General features: G+C 76.6%; 16 protein-coding genes. 8 read left to right on the forward strand and 8 right to left on the reverse strand.

Features of this window, described 5'->3' with window-relative positions:
* Nucleotides 1-212: 212 nt before the first annotated feature.
* Complete coding sequence (locus tag ACI8AK_RS19470) at nucleotides 213-1,592, forward strand: diacylglycerol/lipid kinase family protein (RefSeq protein WP_456949865.1); 1,380 nt, start codon at nucleotides 213-215, stop codon at nucleotides 1,590-1,592.
* Here ACI8AK_RS19470 and ACI8AK_RS19475 read toward each other — a convergent pair.
* The 4 genes from ACI8AK_RS19475 to ACI8AK_RS19490 all read right to left on the reverse strand — a co-directional run bounded on the left by ACI8AK_RS19475 (nucleotide 1,568) and on the right by ACI8AK_RS19490 (nucleotide 6,136).
* Nucleotides 1,568-3,430 (reverse strand): SulP family inorganic anion transporter, encoded by a 1,863-nt coding sequence (locus ACI8AK_RS19475; protein ID WP_456957617.1) that lies wholly within the window; start codon nucleotides 3,428-3,430, stop codon nucleotides 1,568-1,570. The genes ACI8AK_RS19470 and ACI8AK_RS19475 overlap by 25 nt on opposite strands.
* On the reverse strand, nucleotides 3,396-3,635 hold the full coding sequence (locus ACI8AK_RS19480) for a three-helix bundle dimerization domain-containing protein (RefSeq protein WP_387988951.1): 240 nt from the start codon (nucleotides 3,633-3,635) through the stop codon (nucleotides 3,396-3,398). The genes ACI8AK_RS19475 and ACI8AK_RS19480 overlap by 35 nt, the downstream gene beginning before the upstream one ends.
* A 74-nt stretch (nucleotides 3,636-3,709) precedes the next feature.
* Nucleotides 3,710-4,420: a CPBP family intramembrane glutamic endopeptidase gene (locus ACI8AK_RS19485; RefSeq protein ID WP_456949863.1), complete on the reverse strand. Its 711-nt coding sequence runs from the start codon at nucleotides 4,418-4,420 to the stop codon at nucleotides 3,710-3,712.
* Nucleotides 4,421-4,438: 18 nt separating this feature from the next.
* Entirely contained in the window at nucleotides 4,439-6,136 is a 1,698-nt protein-coding gene (locus ACI8AK_RS19490; RefSeq protein ID WP_456957619.1) for an alpha/beta hydrolase, read from the reverse strand.
* 144 nt (nucleotides 6,137-6,280) lie between these two features.
* Between ACI8AK_RS19490 and ACI8AK_RS19495 the strand changes: the two genes are divergently transcribed.
* Complete coding sequence (locus ACI8AK_RS19495; protein ID WP_456957621.1) at nucleotides 6,281-6,772, forward strand: hypothetical protein; 492 nt, start codon at nucleotides 6,281-6,283, stop codon at nucleotides 6,770-6,772.
* A 110-nt stretch (nucleotides 6,773-6,882) separates the two neighbouring features.
* Here ACI8AK_RS19495 and ACI8AK_RS19500 read toward each other — a convergent pair whose 3' ends face one another.
* Genes ACI8AK_RS19500 through ACI8AK_RS19510 form a run of 3 tightly spaced genes read right to left on the reverse strand, consistent with a single transcriptional unit; the run spans nucleotide 6,883 to nucleotide 8,342 of the window.
* Nucleotides 6,883-7,404 carry a DUF1269 domain-containing protein gene (locus ACI8AK_RS19500; RefSeq protein ID WP_456949860.1) on the reverse strand — a complete coding sequence of 174 codons (522 nt, stop codon included), beginning with the start codon at nucleotides 7,402-7,404 and terminating at the stop codon, nucleotides 6,883-6,885.
* A 44-nt stretch (nucleotides 7,405-7,448) separates the two neighbouring features.
* Nucleotides 7,449-7,718, reverse strand: coding sequence for an SHOCT domain-containing protein (locus tag ACI8AK_RS19505; RefSeq protein WP_456949859.1), 270 nt, complete (start codon nucleotides 7,716-7,718; stop codon nucleotides 7,449-7,451).
* Nucleotides 7,719-7,775: 57 nt separating this feature from the next.
* Nucleotides 7,776-8,342, reverse strand: a complete 567-nt coding sequence (locus ACI8AK_RS19510) for an HdeD family acid-resistance protein (protein ID WP_456949858.1) — start codon at nucleotides 8,340-8,342, stop codon at nucleotides 7,776-7,778.
* Between the two features lie 112 nt (nucleotides 8,343-8,454).
* Between ACI8AK_RS19510 and ACI8AK_RS19515 the strand changes: the two genes are divergently transcribed.
* Both ACI8AK_RS19515 and ACI8AK_RS19520 read left to right on the forward strand, forming a co-directional pair.
* On the forward strand, nucleotides 8,455-10,002 hold the full coding sequence (locus ACI8AK_RS19515; protein WP_456957622.1) for a DUF2252 domain-containing protein: 1,548 nt from the start codon (nucleotides 8,455-8,457) through the stop codon (nucleotides 10,000-10,002).
* An 8-nt stretch (nucleotides 10,003-10,010) separates the two neighbouring features.
* The gene (locus tag ACI8AK_RS19520; protein ID WP_456949856.1) at nucleotides 10,011-10,598 is read left to right on the forward strand and encodes a potassium channel family protein; all 588 of its coding nucleotides are present in this window, start codon (nucleotides 10,011-10,013) and stop codon (nucleotides 10,596-10,598) included.
* A gap of 12 nt (nucleotides 10,599-10,610) precedes the next feature.
* On the opposite strand, the gene ACI8AK_RS19525 is transcribed toward ACI8AK_RS19520, so the two are convergent.
* On the reverse strand, nucleotides 10,611-12,200 hold the full coding sequence (locus tag ACI8AK_RS19525) for a hypothetical protein (protein WP_456957624.1): 1,590 nt from the start codon (nucleotides 12,198-12,200) through the stop codon (nucleotides 10,611-10,613).
* 133 nt (nucleotides 12,201-12,333) lie between these two features.
* On the opposite strand from ACI8AK_RS19525, the gene ACI8AK_RS19530 reads away from it, so the two are divergent.
* The 4 genes from ACI8AK_RS19530 to ACI8AK_RS19545 all read left to right on the forward strand — a co-directional run.
* Nucleotides 12,334-14,211: a glycoside hydrolase family 15 protein gene (locus tag ACI8AK_RS19530; RefSeq protein ID WP_456949854.1), complete on the forward strand. Its 1,878-nt coding sequence runs from the start codon at nucleotides 12,334-12,336 to the stop codon at nucleotides 14,209-14,211.
* Between the two features lie 120 nt (nucleotides 14,212-14,331).
* Nucleotides 14,332-14,694: a carboxymuconolactone decarboxylase family protein gene (locus tag ACI8AK_RS19535; RefSeq protein WP_456949853.1), complete on the forward strand. Its 363-nt coding sequence runs from the start codon at nucleotides 14,332-14,334 to the stop codon at nucleotides 14,692-14,694.
* A gap of 42 nt (nucleotides 14,695-14,736) precedes the next feature.
* Entirely contained in the window at nucleotides 14,737-16,155 is a 1,419-nt protein-coding gene (locus tag ACI8AK_RS19540; protein WP_456957625.1) for an MFS transporter, read from the forward strand.
* Between the two features lie 15 nt (nucleotides 16,156-16,170).
* Nucleotides 16,171-16,858, forward strand: a 688-nt coding sequence (locus ACI8AK_RS19545; RefSeq protein WP_456957627.1) for an Rv1733c family protein, incomplete at its 3' end; no start/stop codon positions are given.

Raw genomic sequence — 16,858 nt, forward strand, 5'->3', positions numbered from 1 at the left:
CCGCCGTCCGTCGTGCGTCGTCGTCCCGGCGCGGGCACCCGCCAGGCCGGCGCGCCACGGGCCGGGGCCCTCCGTCGCGGCCTGGCGGGGCAGATCCAGTTTCGGTAAGCCCGGCCTCCACCGCGACCCGGCGCCGCGAACCGTCCCTCGGGGGTGAGCACGGACTCCCCGGCGCGTGGCACGATCCCCGTGCCGGCCGGAGGAGGTGCGCCGTGGAGACCTCGCGGACCCGGCGGTGGGAGGCCCGCGGCGCGCTCGCGCTGGCCGCCGCCGCCCTGCTCGTGCTGCTGGAGTCCGCCAACGGGCGTGGCCTGTGGCTGATGGCCCTCGTGGTGGCGACCGCGGTCGCCGTCGTGGCCGGGGTCTTCTGGTTCCTCCGCCACGGCCGGATGAAGCGCTGGTTCGCCCTCGCCCTGGTCGTGGTGGCCCCGCTCGCGCTCGTCGTCGTCTTCCTGGCCGAGGACCTGGTGCTGGCCGCCGTCGTGGCCGCGCTGCTCTGGGCCGCCGCGCTGGGTACCGCCCGGGCCGCGCTGCGGCCGGACCCGTCGGAGTGGACGCTGCCGGTCACCGAGGTGCCGCCGCCCCGCCGCCCGTTCCTCGTGATGAACCCGCGGTCCGGCGGCGGCAAGGTCGGCCGGTTCGCGCTGCGGGAGCGGGCGGAGGAACTCGGCGCGGAGGTGGCGCTGCTGGACCGGCCCGGGACCGACGTGCAGCAGCTCGCCCGCGACGCGCTCGCCCGCGGCGCGGACCTGCTGGGCGTGGCCGGCGGCGACGGCACGCAGGCGCTGGTGGCCGACGTCGCCGCCGAGCACGGCGTGCCGTTCCTGGTGATCAGTGCCGGCACCCGCAACCACTTCGCGCTCGACCTCGGCCTGGACCGGGAGGACCCGTCCCGCTGCCTCGACGCGCTGCGCGACGGCGTGGAGGCGCGGATCGACCTGGGTGCGGTCAACGGGCGGCCGTTCGTGAACAACGCGTCCTTCGGCGCCTACGCCGAGATCGTCGAGGACCCCGGGTACCGGGAGGACAAGGCCGGCACCACGATCGCGGCGCTGCCGGACCTCCTGAGCCGGCGGCGCGGGGCGCACCTGCGCGCCGAGGCGGGGTCGCTGGTGGTCGACGGGCCGCAGGCGGTGCTGGTCAGCAACGGCTCCTACGACGAGTCCGACCTCGCCGGGATCGGCCGGCGGTCCCGGCTGGACCGCGGCGTGCTCGGCGTCATCGCGATCCGGGTCGACAGCGCGCGGCAGGCCGTCGAGCTGCTGCGCGGCGCCCACCAGCGGGGCATCCGGACGACGGAGGCGCAGGAGGTGCTGGTGACCGCCGACGTGCCCGAGGTCCCCGTCGGCATCGACGGCGAGACGGTGCGGCTGGCCACGCCGGTGCGGTGCACCGTCCGCCCGGGGGTGCTGCGGGTCCGGCTGCCGCGGGACCGCCCCGGCGTCCGCGCGCCGCGGGCCCGGGTGCAGTGGTCGTCCCTGTGGTCCCTGGCCCTCGGCCGGCCGCCCCGGGTCGAGCCGGCCGCGCCCCCGGACCGGCCGGCTCCGGTCGGCGCGGACCGGGCCGCTCAGGCGCCCGGCACGGACGGCTGAGCGCCGCTGCCGCGGTCCGCGTCCGGCGGCGCGTCCCGCGGGCCGGGGACGCGCGACGGCGGGGCGGCGGGCCGGCCGGCGTCCGGCCAGTCGGCGCCGGTCTCCTGCTGGAAGGCCCGGACCGCGGCGCCGATGGTGGGGAAGAAGTCCCGCGCGCCGATCTCGCGGGCGAGGCCGTAACGCTCGATCTTGCGGCGGACCGGGTCCTTGAGCTCGGCGAACACCAGGCTCTGCCCACGGGCGGCGAGCGTCCGGTCCAGCTCGAACAGCACGTCGGCGGCGGTGGTGTCGACGTCGGTGACCGGCTCGGCCGCGACGACGACCCACCGGGGCGCGGGCTCGGCGCGGGCGAGGGCGGTCACCTCGTCCCGGAAGGTCTTGGCGTTGGCGAAGAACAGCGGGGCGTCGAACCGGTAGATGACCAGGCCCGGGAGCCGGCCGGCCTCCGGGTGGGAGTGCACGTCGTGGTAGCCGGGCAGGCCGTCGACCCGGCCCAGCTCGGTCTCGTAGGGGTGCCAGGCCCGCCGGAACACGTTGAGGATGGACAGGCCGACGGCGAGCGCGATGCCCGGCAGCACCCCGAGCAGCGCCACCCCGGCGAAGGCGACCAGCGACAGGGCGAACTCGACGCGGCGCTGGCGCCACAGCCGGACGGTGCCCGGCAGGTCGGCCAGCGACAGGGAGGCGGTGATGACGACCGCCGCCAGCGCCGCCTGCGGCAGGTCGCGGAAGAGGCCGGGCAGGAAGACGATCATCAGGAGCACCAGCGCGGCGCCGGTGACCCCGGTCAGCTGGGTGCGGGCGCCGGCCCGCTCGGCGACGGCGGTGCGCGAGGCGCTGGTGCTCACGGGGAAGCCCTGGAACAGCCCGGCGGCGAGGTTCGCCGTCCCGATGCCGACCATCTCCTGCCCGCCGTGGACCTCCTGGCCGGTGCGCTGCGCGAACGACGACGCCGTCGAGATGGTGTCGGCCAGGGAGACCAGCGCGATCGCCAGCGCCCCGGCGACCAGGGGCCCGAGGTCGGACCAGCCGACCGACGGGATCGTCAGCGGCGGGAAGCCCTGCGGCAGTTCCCCGACCAGGTCGACCCCGCGCTCCCCGAGGTCGAACGCCGCGCCGGCGGCGATGGCCAGCACGACCATGACCAGCACCGCCGGCACCTTCGGCCACCACCGCTGCAGCACGAGGACCAGCGCGACCCCGCCCAGCCCGACCGCCGCCGCGGCCGGCACCACCTGCCCCTGCGCCACGCCCTCCGCGAAGCCGACGGCCTCGCCGACGACGCCGTCGGCGTCCACCGAGAACCCGAGCAGCTTGGGCAGCTGGCCGACCAGGATGGTCAGGGCCAGCCCGTTCATGTAGCCGATCATGGTCGGCTTCGACAGCAGGTCGGCGACGAAGCCGAGGCCGGTCCAGCCGGCCACGACCATGACCACCCCGACCACCAGGGCGAGCACCGACGCCAGCGCGACAGCGCGCTCCGGGTCCCCGCCCGCGACCACCAGCGGGAGGACGGTCGCCGCGATCATCGGACCGAGCGACGAGTCGGGGCCGAGGACCAGGATGCGGGAGGGGCCGAACACGGCGTACGCCAGCAGGCAGGTGATGCTCGTGTACAGGCCGGTGATCGCCGGCAGGCCCGCCAGCTCCGCGTAGGCCATGCCCTGCGGCACGAGCAGCGTGGTCAGCACCACCCCGGCGGCGACGTCGCGGGGCAGCCAGGCCCGGCGGTAGCCGCGCAGCGCCCGGAGGCCGGGCGGGACCGGCGTCCCGGTCGCCCGTGCCCGGCGGGAGCCGCCCGGGTCAGCCGGCCGTCCGCGGGACGCGGTAGCGCTCACGGAGCCGCTTCTCCACCAGGATCGGGACGAACGCCTGCACCCGGGCCCCGGCGAACGCCGCGAACGCGGCCACCGCCCGCGCCCGGACCTCCACCGGGTCGGCGCCGTACTCCTGTGCCAGCCGGGCGACGAGCGGGCCGAGGACCGCGTCCGCGCCGGGGACGGCGCCGTCGTCCGCCGTGGCCGGCTCGGCGACCACGCTCATCTCGCGCCTCCTCGCCCCGGGGGACGGACGGACCGGGACCGTGCCACGGTCCCGGTCCGCAGCGGTCCCGGGCCTCACCCGCCGGGGACGAGTCCCGGGGACCCGCCCGCCGCGGCGTCCAGGCGCCGCGCGAGGAGCCCGAGGAGCACGCCGAGCGCGTTGGTCGCCCAGTGCGCGCCGGCCGCGGCGACGACGCTGCCGCTGCGCCGGCGCAGCTCGCCGAACACCAGGCCGCCGGCGGTGGTCACCGCGACGGTGCCCGCGACCACGCCGGCGGGGAACCCGCTGTCGTCGTCCGCGGCGGCCAGCACGGTCGGCACGTGCCACAGGCCGAACAGCACCGCGGTGGTGACCGGCACCTGCCACGGCCGGCAGTGCCGGGCCAGCGCCGCCCAGAGCACCGAGCGGAACGCGGCCTCCTCGAGGACCACCGTGCCCAGCGGGATGCTGAGGAGCACCTTCGCCAGCACGCCGGGGAGCGGGAGGTCGTAGCGGTCGTCCAGGAAGGCCGGCCGGGTCGGCGGGACCAGGGCGCCCACGGCGTAGACGGCGCCGACGACGCCCACCGCCCCGAGCGCCCAGCGGCAGCCCGCCGCCAGCCGGTCGCGGCCCAGGCCCAGCTCCGGCCAGCCGAGCCCGGACAGGCGGGCGGCCGCGAGCAGGGCGACACCGGTGAGGCCGCGCACCCACCACGGCGGCCGCACGAGCGGACCGGCCACGGCCAGCACGGCGACCACCGCGACGGCGGTCCCGGTGCGCAGCCGCGCGCGGGCCGACGCCGTCACGGACCCGCGCCGGCCGGGTCAGTACCGGCCGAGCAGCGGCCGCAGCCGCGCGGTGTCGGCGTCGGTCCACCCGGGCGGCTGCGCGACCGCGGCCCAGGCGTCGGCGTAGTCGGCGGTGTACCGGTGGCCGTGCCCGTCCGGGGCGCCGGTCGAGAAGGCCATGTCGGCGGTGACCTGCCAGAAGGTGACGAACGGCAGCCACGTCATGGCGTCCGACACGTCCGGCGCCCGCGGCCCCTCGAGCCAGCTGGGCCGGGTCAGCAGCAGCTGCGGGGACCACCAGACGATGGGGTCCGAGGCGTTCTGCAGGTAGACGACCCGGGAGTCCCCCCACGGGGCGGGCGGCGCGGCGAGGTCGGCGGCCTCGTCGGCGAACCGCGCGGTCCGCCCGCCGTCGAGCACCGGGAGCCACTCCGGCGAGCCCTCGTCCCGGTCGGCGACCAGGTCCCGCCACAGCGCGTTGAAGTTCGGCGGTCCGGCCCAGACCACCCCGCTGGCGCGGTTCTGGATGTCGGCCAGTCCGCTGAACGCGGCCTCCCCGCCGAAGCTGCCGAGGCTCTCGCCGAGCACCAGCAGGTCCGGCCGGTCGCCCACGGGCAGCCGGGACCAGGTGCCGTACACCGCGTCGAACAGCGCCCGCCCGGCGTCGCGGGCCTTGGCCTGGTCGACGAGGAAGGAGATCCAGCTGGGCAGGTAGGAGTACTGCATGGACACCATCGCGGTGTCCCCGTTGAACTCGTGCTCCAGCGCGGCGCCGGCCGCGGGGTCGACCCAGCCGGTCCCGGTGGTGGTGACCACGGCGAGCACCGCCCGGTCGAAGCCGCCGGCCCGGACCAGGTCCCGGACGGCGAGGTCCGCGCGCTCCTCGACGTCCTCGGCCGAGGCCAGCCCCGCGTACACGCGCACCGGCGGGAGCGCCGGCCGCCCCGAGAAGGCGGTGAGGTCCTCCGGCGTCGGGCCGGTGCCCACGAAGATCCGGCCCTGCCGGCCCAGGTCCTCCCACCGCAGCAGCGAGCCGGGGCTCCCGGAGCGCTCGGCGCCGGCGGGGCGGACGGCGCCCTCCCCCGTCCGGTCGTCCTGCACGCTGAACGCGGAGTTCGCGGCCTCGACCAGCCCCTGGAACAGCACGCCGTTGACGAGGAACACGACCAGCGCCCCGACGGCCACGACACCGAGCGGCCGCGCCAGGCGCCGTGGGAGGACGCGGCTCAGCAGCCGCACGAGCCCGCGGCCCAGCCACCGGACGCCGCGGGCGACGGCGACCAGGACGACGAACAGCAGCACCGCCACGACCACGATGCCGGCCGAGGAGTACCCGCGGGGCGGGTCGAGCCCCATGAGCAGGTGGACCTCGCGCTGCCAGCGCGCGCCGAGCCACAGCGAGACCACCACCAGCACCGTCCCGGCCACGGCCAGCACCTGCCAGGCACGGCGGCGGAACCGCGCGGACATCCGGCGGTCGGTGGTCTCCGCGACGAACCAGGCCAGCCCCGTCCCCAGCCCGTAGCCGATCGCCGCGGTGATGCCCGCGACCAGGCCCTGGACCACCCAGCCGCGGGGCAGCAGCGACGGCGTCAGGGACAGGCAGCCGAGCACCACGGCCCCCGCCAGCCCGCTCCACCGGTACCGCGGCAGCCACCACAGCCGCCGGCGGACCGGCCGCCGCGGGGGCCCCTCCTCCGGTGCCGTGCGGGGCGGGGGGACGGCGGGCGTCACGGAGGTGTCTCGGACAGCCGGTTCCGTCGTCATGTCGGGCTCCGCGCGCACGTGGGGGCGCCGAGGCTAGGGGCGTCCCGGGGGGGCAAGGATCGCACCGAACGGACGATGTGCGGCCCGGCGGCGACCCCCACGCTGCGACCCATGCGAGCCGGACTCGAGGCGCACCTCGGTTCCCGGCAGGTCGGCCGGGTCGTCTACGGCTCGATCATCGGCCTGGCGCTGGTGGTCGCGGTCGAGCAGCACCCGCCCGCGCCGGGGGTCCTGGCCGTGTGGCTGCTGGTGACGGCCGTGGCCGTGGGGCTCGCCGAGGTCTACAGCGACGTGGTGGGGGCCGAGACCCGCGCGCGGCGGCGGGTCACCCGTCCCGAGGTCGTGCACATGACCGAGGACGCCGGGGCGGTCGGGTTCGGCGTGGTCTTCCCCGCCGTCTTCTTCCTGCTCGCCGCGATCGGCGTGCTGGCGACCGGAACCGCGTTCACCCTCGCGAAGTGGTCCGGGGTGGGCCTGATCGGCTCCTACGGCTACTGGGGCGTGCGGCTCGCCGGCGGCACGCCCGCCCAGGCGCTGGTCCGGGGCGCGCTCGTCGCCGTCGTCGGCGCCGGTCTCGTCGCGCTCAAGGCCCTCGTGCACTAGGAGGCCCTCGCGCACTAGGCCCTCGTGCACTAGGCCCTCGTGCACTGACCCGCCGCACGGGGCGGGGCCCGGCCGCGCGCGGCTGCGGCCGGGCCCCGTCCGGGGAGCGCTCAGCCCGCGGTCGCGGTCGCGGGCGCCGGCGCCTCGGTCTCGGCGAAGACCTCCCGCAGCCTGGCCTCCTGGTCGTTGCTGAGGTTGCTCTCCACCAGGGTCATCTCCTGGCCCTCGAACGCGTCCCTGACCCTGTCGATCACCGCGTCCGAGGACAGGACGAACAGCGCCGAGGTCCCCGGCTGGATCTCCTCGCGCATCCGGCGGATGAAGGCGTCGTCGATGCCGACGTCGCTCATGCTGCCGGTGAGCGCACCCATCGCCGCGCCGACCGCCATGCCGAGCAGCGGGACGAGGAAGATCAGGCCGAACAGCATCCCCCAGAACGCGCCACCCAGGGCGCCGGCCCCGGCCAGGTTGTTCAGCTGACGCGTCTTCGGCTTCCGCGCCCCCTCCGGGTAGGTGACGAGCGCGGCGTCGTGGATGCGGATCAGCTCCCGGCGCTGCAGGTCCTGGAGCGTGGCCTGGGCCCGCTCGGCGCCGTCGGCGGTGGGGAACGTCCAGACGGTCATGGTGGCCATGTACTTCCTCCCTCGGGGATGGGTGGACCGGACCGGCGGCCCGGTCAGGAGTCGAGGACCCGGCTCTTCTGGAGCTCGAACTCGGCCTCGTCGAGGACGCCGGAGTCCCGCAGCCGGCCCAGCTCGCGCAGCTGGGCGAGCTTGGTGTCGGTGTCCACGCGTGGCGGGGGCACCGGCGCGGCGGGCGGCGGCGCGGCGACGGCCTCCTGCTGGGCCCACCGGTGGGCCTGGCGCCGGGAGACGCGGTTCGACACGGCGGTCGCCGTGCCGGCGATGGCGGCGGTGCGCGCGACACCGCGCAGCAGTCCTGGCATGTCGGCTCCTGTCCTCCTCGTCCGTCCTCGTCGTCGTCCCGGGTCCCGGGTCCCGGGTCACCGGTCAGCGGCCGCCGGAGGGCGCAGGAAGCCGACGACCACCAGCACCAGGCCGAGGAACAGCACCTGGATGCCGAACAGGACGCACAGCACCAGGACCGTGGCCTCCTGCCAGGTGAGGGCCAGCACGCCGACGACGACGTCGACGACGCCGAGCGCGGCCAGCCAGCCCCGGCCGTCGACCCGGTCCCGCCCGACGGCGGCCAGGGCGATCCGGCCGGCACCGTGGACGATCAGCGACAGCCCGGTGACCAGCACCAGCGTCCAGAGCGTGACGCCGGGCCAGACCGCGGCCAGCACGCCGCCGACCACGAGGACGGCGCCCAGCAGCACCGAGGCCCCGCGCGAGCGCCCGGAGTCCCACCCGACGGCGATCTCCAGCAGTCCCCCGACGACGAACGACAGCCCGACGAGCAGGGCGAGGCTGCGCGCGGCGGCGACCGGGTTGGCCAGCAGCACGACCCCGAGGACCACGACGGCCAGGCCGAGCAGCCCGACCACCACGCGCGCGCCGCCGCGCCGGGGCGGGGCGGTCACGGAGGGACGGGACAGGTGGGTGGTCATCGCGGTCTCCTCCCGGCGGGGTTCCCGCGCCGAGGGTCGTCGTGGCGGAGCGGCACGGCCTCATCCCCGCCGGATGAGGCCACCGCGCCGTCCGGCCCGGCACCGTCGGGCCATGAGGACAGGCGCAGCCGGACGCCGGACGGCCCGGACCACGGCCCCGACCCGGGACGCGCGCCGCGGAGGCGGCGGCACCGTGCTCGACGGCGGCGAGGTGCTGACCGGGACGACGGTCACCGTCGAGGACCGGCCGCCGCACGGGGCCGGCCGGCCGCCGCGACCCACGCCGGCCCAGCGGCGGGCCGCGGGGAAGGCGCTGCGCGCCACGGCTCCCCTCGACGCGCTCGCCGGGTCCCCGCGGGACACGCGCACCCGCGACCCGCTCACCCTGCTCGAGGAGCAGGCGGCCGGCCGGGTGCCCGAGCTCGTGCCGATCCGCTACGGGCGGATGCTGGCGTCCCCCTTCGCCTACTACCGCGGCGCCGCCCGCGTCATGGCCGCCGACCAGGCCGGCGCGTCCCGCTCGGGCCTGACCGTGCAGCTGTGCGGGGACGCGCACGCCGCCAACTTCGGGCTGTTCGGCTCCCCCGAGCGGCGGCTGCTGTTCGACACCAACGACTTCGACGAGACCCTGCCGGGCCCCTTCGAGCACGACGTCCGTCGGCTGGTCGCCAGCCTGGAGCTCGCGGGCCGGGAGAACGGCCTGCCCCGCAGGCAGCGGCGGGCGGTCACCGTCGCCGCCGGCGCGCGCTACCGGACGGCGATGGCGGAGTTCGCGGGACAGCGGGACATCGAGGTCTGGTACGCCGGCCTCGACGCCGAGGCGCTGCAGCACGACCTGACGCCCCAGCTCGGGGCGGGGGCGCGCAAGCGGCTGACCCGTGCGCTCGAGCGGGCGCGGACCCGAGACAGCCTCCAGGCCTTCGGCAAGCTCACCGAGGTGGTCGACGGGCGGCTCCGGATCAGGGCCGAGCCGCCGCTGCTGGTGCCGCTGCGCGACCTCGTGCCCGGGGCGGAGGGCCCGGACCCGGCCGGCGCCTTCCACGGCCTGATCCGTCAGTACCGGAGCTCGCTCCAGGTCGACCGCCGCACCCTGCTGGAGCGGTACGCGTTCGTCGACATGGCCCGCAAGGTCGTCGGGGTGGGCAGCGTGGGCACCCGCTGCTGGGTGGTCCTGCTCGTCGGGCGCGACGACGACGACCCGCTGCTGCTGCAGGTCAAGGAGGCCGGCCCCTCGGTGCACGCCGAGTTCGTCGGGCCCAGCCGCTACACCCACCAGGGCCAGCGGGTGGTGGCCGGCCAGCGCCTCATGCAGCAGGCCAGCGACGTCTTCCTCGGCTGGGAGCGGACCGCCGGCGTCGACGGCGTGGAGCGGGACTTCTACATCCGGCAGCTGCGGGACTGGAAGGGGTCGGTCGAGCTGGGTGACCTGCGCCCGGAGGGACTCGAGCTCTACGGCGCGGTGTGCGCCTGGTGCCTGGCCCGGGCGCACGCCCGCACCGGCGACCGCATCGCGATCGCCGGCTACCTGGGTTCCTCGTCGGCGTTCGAGCACGCGTTCGCCGAGTACGCGGAGGCGTGCGCCGACGTCACCGAGGGCGACCACCGTCAGCTGGCCGAGGCGGCCACCGCGGGCCGGGTGCCCGTGCAGCGCGGCGTCTGAGGCGCGCCGTGGCGAGTCCCGCAGCCGCCGGGTCGCGCCCCGGCCCCCCGGCCGGACCGCCGGTCCTGCCGCCCGGGCGTGGCGCGCTGCTGCGGGGCGTCGCGCGGACGCTGCTCACGACGGCGGGGCTCCTCGTCGTCTACGCCCTCCTCCCCCTCGACCGGCCGTTCACCGTGCGCACGGTCCTCGCGCTCGGCGCCGGCGTCCTCGCCGTCGGGGTGCTGGTGGCCGTGCAGGTGCGGGCGATCCTGCGCTCCCGGCACCCGGGGCTGCAGGCGGTCGAGGGCATCGCGCTGTCGCTGCCGCTGTTCCTGCTGCTGTTCGCGACCGCCTTCGTGCAGCTGTCCGGCAGCGACCCGCGGGCGTTCAGCGAGCCGCTGGACCGCGTCGACGGCGTCTACTTCGTCGTCACCGTGTTCGCCACCGTGGGCTTCGGCGACATCAGCGCGGTCAGTCCCGTCGCCCGGGTCCTCACCACGCTGCTGATGGTCGGCGACCTCGTGCTGATCGGGCTCGTGCTCAAGCTGTTCCTCGGCGCGGTGGACCACCGCCGGGCGGCGCAGGCGGGGAGCCCGGCGCCCGGCCGGGACGGCTGACCCGGCCCCCGCTCACGAGGCCAGCAGCCGGCCCTTCACCCGGAGGAACTCCTCCTCGGACAGCACGCCGGCGTCGCGGGCGGCGCCCAGGCGCAGCAGCAGGTCGAGCCGGTCCTCGAGGGTGGAGATCGCCTCCGGGGGCAGGGCCGGGACCAGCCGCTCGGCCTCGGGGACCGGCGTGGGCGCGGGCAGCGGCCCGGCGCCCGACGGCCCTCCGGCCGTCCCGGCCGCCGCCGTCCCCGCTGTCGTGGCGGCGCCGACCAGCACGCCGCCCGTCTCCGGTCCCGGGCGGGGGGCCGGCACCCCGGCCGGCACCCCGTCCGCGGCGGGGACGCCCGGTCCCGGCGCCGACGGGGCCGCCGGCGCGCGCCCGCCCAGCCACTCCAGGGCACCGATCCACAGCGCCACCAGGGCGGCGACCCAGACCAGCACCGACAGGGTCGGCGACGGCCAGAGCAGCAGCACCACGGCACCGAGCGCGATGCCGGCCCACCGCGCCGGGCCGAGGTGGTCACGCACCGCCGCGCCCCACCGGGCGGTGCGGCCGGGCAGGTCCAGGCCGTCGGCGAACGCGCGCGCCCAGGCGACGGTCCGCCGCGTCCAGGGCTCCCGGGCGGTGACCACGGCCCCGGGCTCGATGCCGTCGGCCGCCTCCCCGGCGGTGGCCGCCCGCGTCGCCCGCGCCCGCTCCCGGCGCCGCCGCAGCTCGTCCCGGGCCGACGCCGCGCCCCGCCGCACGCCGGCGACGAGGCCGAGCCGGCCCCACACGACGGTCAGCACGCCGAGGAGCACGGCGCCGGCGAGCAGCCACAGCGTCCAGGACCGCAGGTCGCCGGCGAAGACGTCGTACACCGCGCCCACGGCGTCCCGGTTGTCCGGCCGGGCCCCCTGGACCACCGGGCCGCGGCCGATGCGCAGGGCGAGCAGGACCAGCAGGGTGAGGACCGCCGTGGTCACCGCCCACGCCCGCAGGGTCCCGCGCCGGTGCCGGGAGACGGCGAGCGCGCCCGCGAGCGTGCCGAGCGACAGCAGACCCAGCCACCACCAGACCGACCGCAGCAGGTCGACGGCGTCGTAGACCTCCGGGTTCTGCGCCGGGGTCAGGAGGGTGACGCCGACGTCGTCGGGCACGAGGTCGAGCACCTGGCCGGCGAGGCCGTCCTGCACCGAGGCGGGGATGCGCTCCTTCGCCTGCCCGAGCGTGAACCGCACCGCCTCGCCGGCGACCAGCTGGTCGTGCGCGGAGGTCAGGGCGGACTCCGTCAGCGGGCGGAACGGGTCGGAGGCCAGCAGCCGGCTCACGCCGGCCGACACGAGCGAGCCGACGCCGCCCTCCACCGTCGACCGGTACTGCTGCAGCCGGTCGGGCAGCGCCGCGACGACGTCGTCGATGGCGGTCTGCACCTCGGGGTTCGCCATCACCGTCGCCGTGACCTGCTCGGTGACGCGGGCCTCCACCTCCGGCAGGTCCACGATCGTCTCGACGTCGGCCACGAAGGTCTGCGTGTCGATGACGTTCTGGCGGAGCCACAGCGACGTGCTCGCCAGGACGAGGGCGACGGCGCTGACCAGCAGCAGCAGACCGGTGACGGAGCGGCGCACGGGACCCACCTCCCTGCCGCGGCAGGAGCGGGATGCCCGCCGACGGCGTCCCACCCTGGAGGGCACGGGGTCCGCGGCTCATCACCCACGGGGGACGATGCGGCCGCCCCCGCCCGGCAGCACGGTCGCCGCCATGACCGACACCCTCCCGCCCGCGACCGCCCGGCCCGAGACGGCCATCGCCGACCACGGGATCATCGGCGACCTGCAGACCGCCGCGCTGGTCACCACCGACGGGTCGATCGACTGGTTCTGCTCCCCGCGGTTCGACTCGCCCAGCGTCTTCGGCGCGATCCTGGACGACGAGCGCGGCGGGCACTTCCGCATCCGCCCGGCCGGCACCGACTGGACGTCCTCCCAGATGTACCTGCCGGACACCGCCGTCCTGGTGACCCGCTTCTTCACCCCCGCCGGCATGGGGCAGGTCCTCGACTTCATGCCGACGGCCGGCACGGCCGCCACCGACGACCACCGCATCGTGCGCGTGCTGCAGTGCGTCCGCGGGCGGGTGACCTTCGAGGTCGACGTCGCCCCCCGCTTCGACTACGGCCGCCAGCCGCACCGGGTCGACGTCACACCCGGTGGCGCTGTCTTCACCTCGGCCGGCGCCCAGCTGACCCTCCACATCGTCCGGGAGGCCGACGACGAGCGGCTCGGGCAGGCCCGGCTGGACGGCACCGACGTGCACGCCGCGATCACGCTGGAGGCCGGTCAGCTGCGCGGCGTCGTGCTGCAGACCGGCCCGGACGTCCGGCCGCGGGAGATCCGCCCGTCCGAGGTCCGGGCGCTGCTCGCCCAGACCGTCGCCGGCTGGCGGTCGTGGGTGGACCGGTCCACCTACCGCGGCCGCTGGCGCGAGGACGTCCAGCGGTCGGCGATCACGCTCAAGCTCATGACCTACGCGCCGAGCGGGGGCATCGTGGCGGCGCCGACGGCGGGCCTGCCCGAGCAGGTCGGCGGGGAGCGCAACTGGGACTACCGCTACACCTGGGTGCGCGACGCGTCGTTCTCGGTGCACGCGCTGCTGCGGCTGGGGATGCGCGAGGAGGCGGGGCACTTCGGCCGCTGGCTCGGCGACCGGATCCGCGAGCGCGCCGGCAGCGACAGCGGACCGCTCAACATCATGTACCGGATCGACGGCTCCTCCGACCTCAAGGAGGACGTGCTCGAGCACTGGCGCGGCTACCGGGGCTCGGCACCGGTGCGCGTCGGCAACGGCGCGGCCGAGCAGCTGCAGCTCGACATCTACGGCGAGGCGCTGGACAGCCTCTACAGCGGCATCCGGGCCGGCCTGCCGCTGCCCGCGCAGGGCTGGTCGGCGGTCACCCGGGTGCTCGACTGGCTGGCCGACAACTGGGACCAGCCGGAGGAGGGCATCTGGGAGACCCGCGGCGGGCGCGAGCCGTTCACCTACGGGCGGGTCATGAGCTGGGTGGCCTTCGACCGCGGCATCCGGCTGGCGACCGAGCACGGCCGGCCCGCCTCCCTCGGGCGCTGGACCGCCGAGCGGGACGCCGTCTACCGCCAGGTGCTCGACCGCGGCTTCCACCGCACCCGCAACGCCTTCGTCCAGCACTACGACACCGACGTCCTGGACTCCGCGCTGCTGCGGATGCCCACCGTCGGGTTCATCGACGGCCGCGACCCGATGTGGGAGTCGACCCTGCGGGCGATGGACCGCGAGCTGGTGACCGACAGCCTGGTCTACCGCTACGACCCCGAGGCCTCCCCCGACGGGCTGCGCGGGTCGGAGGGGACGTTCTCGCTCTGCACGTTCGCCTACGTCGACGCGCTCACCCGCGCCGGCCGGCTCGACGACGCCCGCACCGCCTTCGAGAAGATGCTCACCTACGGCAACCACGTGGGCCTGTACTCCGAGGAGATCGCCCTCACCGGCGAGCAGATCGGCAACTTCCCGCAGGCGTTCACCCACCTGGCCCTCATCGACGCGGCCGTCACCCTCGACGCGGCCCTCGACGGGCGGGCGCCGCACGTCGTCGGCGCCCCCTGAGCCGGCCGGGTCGTCCGCGGAGGGGGAGGTCCGACGGCGCCCGCCCTGCCGAGGCTGGGCACCGTCGTCCCACCCCAGCCGCCGGCCCACCCCAGGAGGAGCCATGACCCAGGAGGAGCCATGACCCAGACCGTCCCCGACGACACCCTCGACGCCCTCGCCCGGGGGGACGCCCCGGTCATCGAGACCGTCCTCGCCATGAACCTCGACGCGCTCGAGCGCTCGGGCCTGGACCCCGGCACCTACCTGCTCGTCCGCCTGGCCGTGCTCGTGGCCGTCGGCGCACCGCCGGCGTCCTACGCGGTCACCCTCGGCATGGCCCGGGACTCGGGCGTCACGGTCGAGCAGGCGCAGGCCGTGCTCGTCGCCGTCGCCCCGCTGGTGGGCACCCCGCGCATCACCGCGGCCGCCGGCAACATCCTGCGCGCCGTCCTGGGTGCGGAGGCCCTGGCCGACGCCATCCCCGAGCAGCGCACCTCCTGACCCCGTCCGCCGCGGCGCCGATCCCCAGCCGGAGGCCCCCCCGTGACCAGGACCGGCGCCGCGGGCGCGGCGGCCACCGCGACGGCCGGGGCGGTCGTCCTGCCGCTCGCCCTCGCGCAGTTCATCGCCAGCTACGCGGCGTCGAACATGAACGTCGCGATCAGCACGATCGCCGACGACCTCGACACCGACGTCGCGGGGATCCAGACCACCATCACGCTGTTCACGCTGACGATGGCGGCGCTGATGATCCCCGGCAGCAAGCTCACCGACATCTGGGGCCGCAAGCGCTGCTTCGTCCTCGGCCTGGTGGTCTACGGGGCGGGCGCGCTGCTGGCCGCGCTCGCGCCGGGGCTGGTCGTGCTGACCGTCGGCTACTCGCTCCTCGAGGGGATCGGGTCCGCGCTGCTCATCCCGCCGATCTACATCCTCGTCACCGTCGTGTTCGACGACCTGAAGACCCGCGCCAAGTGGTTCGGCGTCGTCAGCGGTGCCGCGGGGCTGGGGGCCGCCGCCGGGCCGCTGATCGGCGGCCTGATCACCAGCTACGTGAGCTGGCGGGCGTCGTTCGTGCTGCAGGCCGTGGTCGTGGCCGTGATCGTGCTGCTCGCCCGGCGGATCGACGACCCGCCGCTGCCGGCGCAGCGCCCGCGCTTCGACCTGCTCGGTGCCGTCCTGTCCGCCGCCGGGCTGTTCCTCGTCGTCTTCGGGATCCTGCAGACCGGGACCCGGGGCTGGACGTCCTCCCGGGTGTGGATCCTGGTCGCCCTCGGCGGCGTGTTCCTGGCCGTCTTCCTCCTCCACGCGCAGAACCGCGAGCGGCACGGCCGCACGCCGCTGGTCTCGCCGTCGCTGTTCCGCAACCGCACGTCGAACCTGGGGCTGACCACCCAGACCGTGCAGTGGCTGGTCATGCAGGGCTCGTTCTTCGTCATCTCGGTCTTCCTGCAGCAGGAGCGGGGCTACTCGGCCGTGCAGACCGGGCTGATGCTGCTGCCGGCCACCGTCGGCGTCCTGCTGTCCTCCGGCGCGGCGCAGCGGATGGCCAGCCGGCACCCGCAGCGCCGGCTGATCCGGGCCGGCTTCACGCTCACCGTCGCGGGTCTCGCGCTGCTGCTGGCCCTGGCCCGGCAGGACTCCGCGATCTGGACGTTCTGGCCCGGGCTGTTCCTCATGGGTTTCGGCGTCGGGGCGATGCTGACCGCGTCGGTCAACGTCGTGCAGTCGGCGTGGCCCGAACACGTCCAGGGTGACATCTCCGGGGTCTCGCGCAGCGTCTCCAACCTCGGGTCCTCGCTCGGCGTCGCGATCGCCGGCTCGGTGCTCGTGGGCGCGGCCGCCGCGGGCAACCCCCCGTTCCTCACCGCGATCGTGGTGGTCGGCGGGTTCGCCGTCGTGGGGTGGCTGGCCGCCTTCCTGCTCCCCCACCCGTCGCACCGGGCGCCCGCGCCGTCCGCGTGATCCCGGGGACCCGCCGTGGACGGCCCGCTGGACCACCCCGTCCGGTCGTGCACCCCGGGCTCGGGGCCGCTCGAACGCGGCACCGACCGGCTCCAGGTGCTGGGCCGGCTCGCCGTCGTCCTCGCCCTGCCGGCCGCCGCGCCCCTGGCGGTGACGGCCACCACGACCACGCGGCAGTCCCTCGAGGCGCAGGCCGAGACGCAGGCCGCCGAGCGGCACCGCGGGCGCGCCGTGCTGCTCGAGGACGCGCCCGCCGCGCTCGACCCGGAGGGGCTGGGCGACCGCGTGGCCGGGGCGGTGCCGGCGCGGGCCACGTGGCCGGCCCCGGGTGGTCTGCCCCGCGAGGGTGTGCTGCAGGTCCGCCCGCACACCCCGGCCGGGACGGCGGTGTCCGTGTGGGTGGACGGCGCCGGCCGGGTCACCCGGGAACCGATGGACCCCGGCACCGTCCCAGCGGCGGCGACGGCGGTGGGGGTCCTGGCCCTCGTGGGCGTGCCGCTGGCGGCGTGGACGCTGCACGTCGTCCTGTGCGGCTGCCTGGACGCCCGCCGGGACCGGCGGTGGACGGAGGGCTGGGCCGCCGTCGAGCGGGAGTGGAGCACCCGGCCCTGTGGGGCCCGCCCCTCAGGGCCCCGCGCCCGGGGCCGGCTGCTCACCCCCCCGCGCGTCGAGCCCCCCCAACATACACAGCACCGGCTCCATC

The sequence above is a fragment of the Geodermatophilus sp. SYSU D00867 genome (assembly GCF_054050315.1).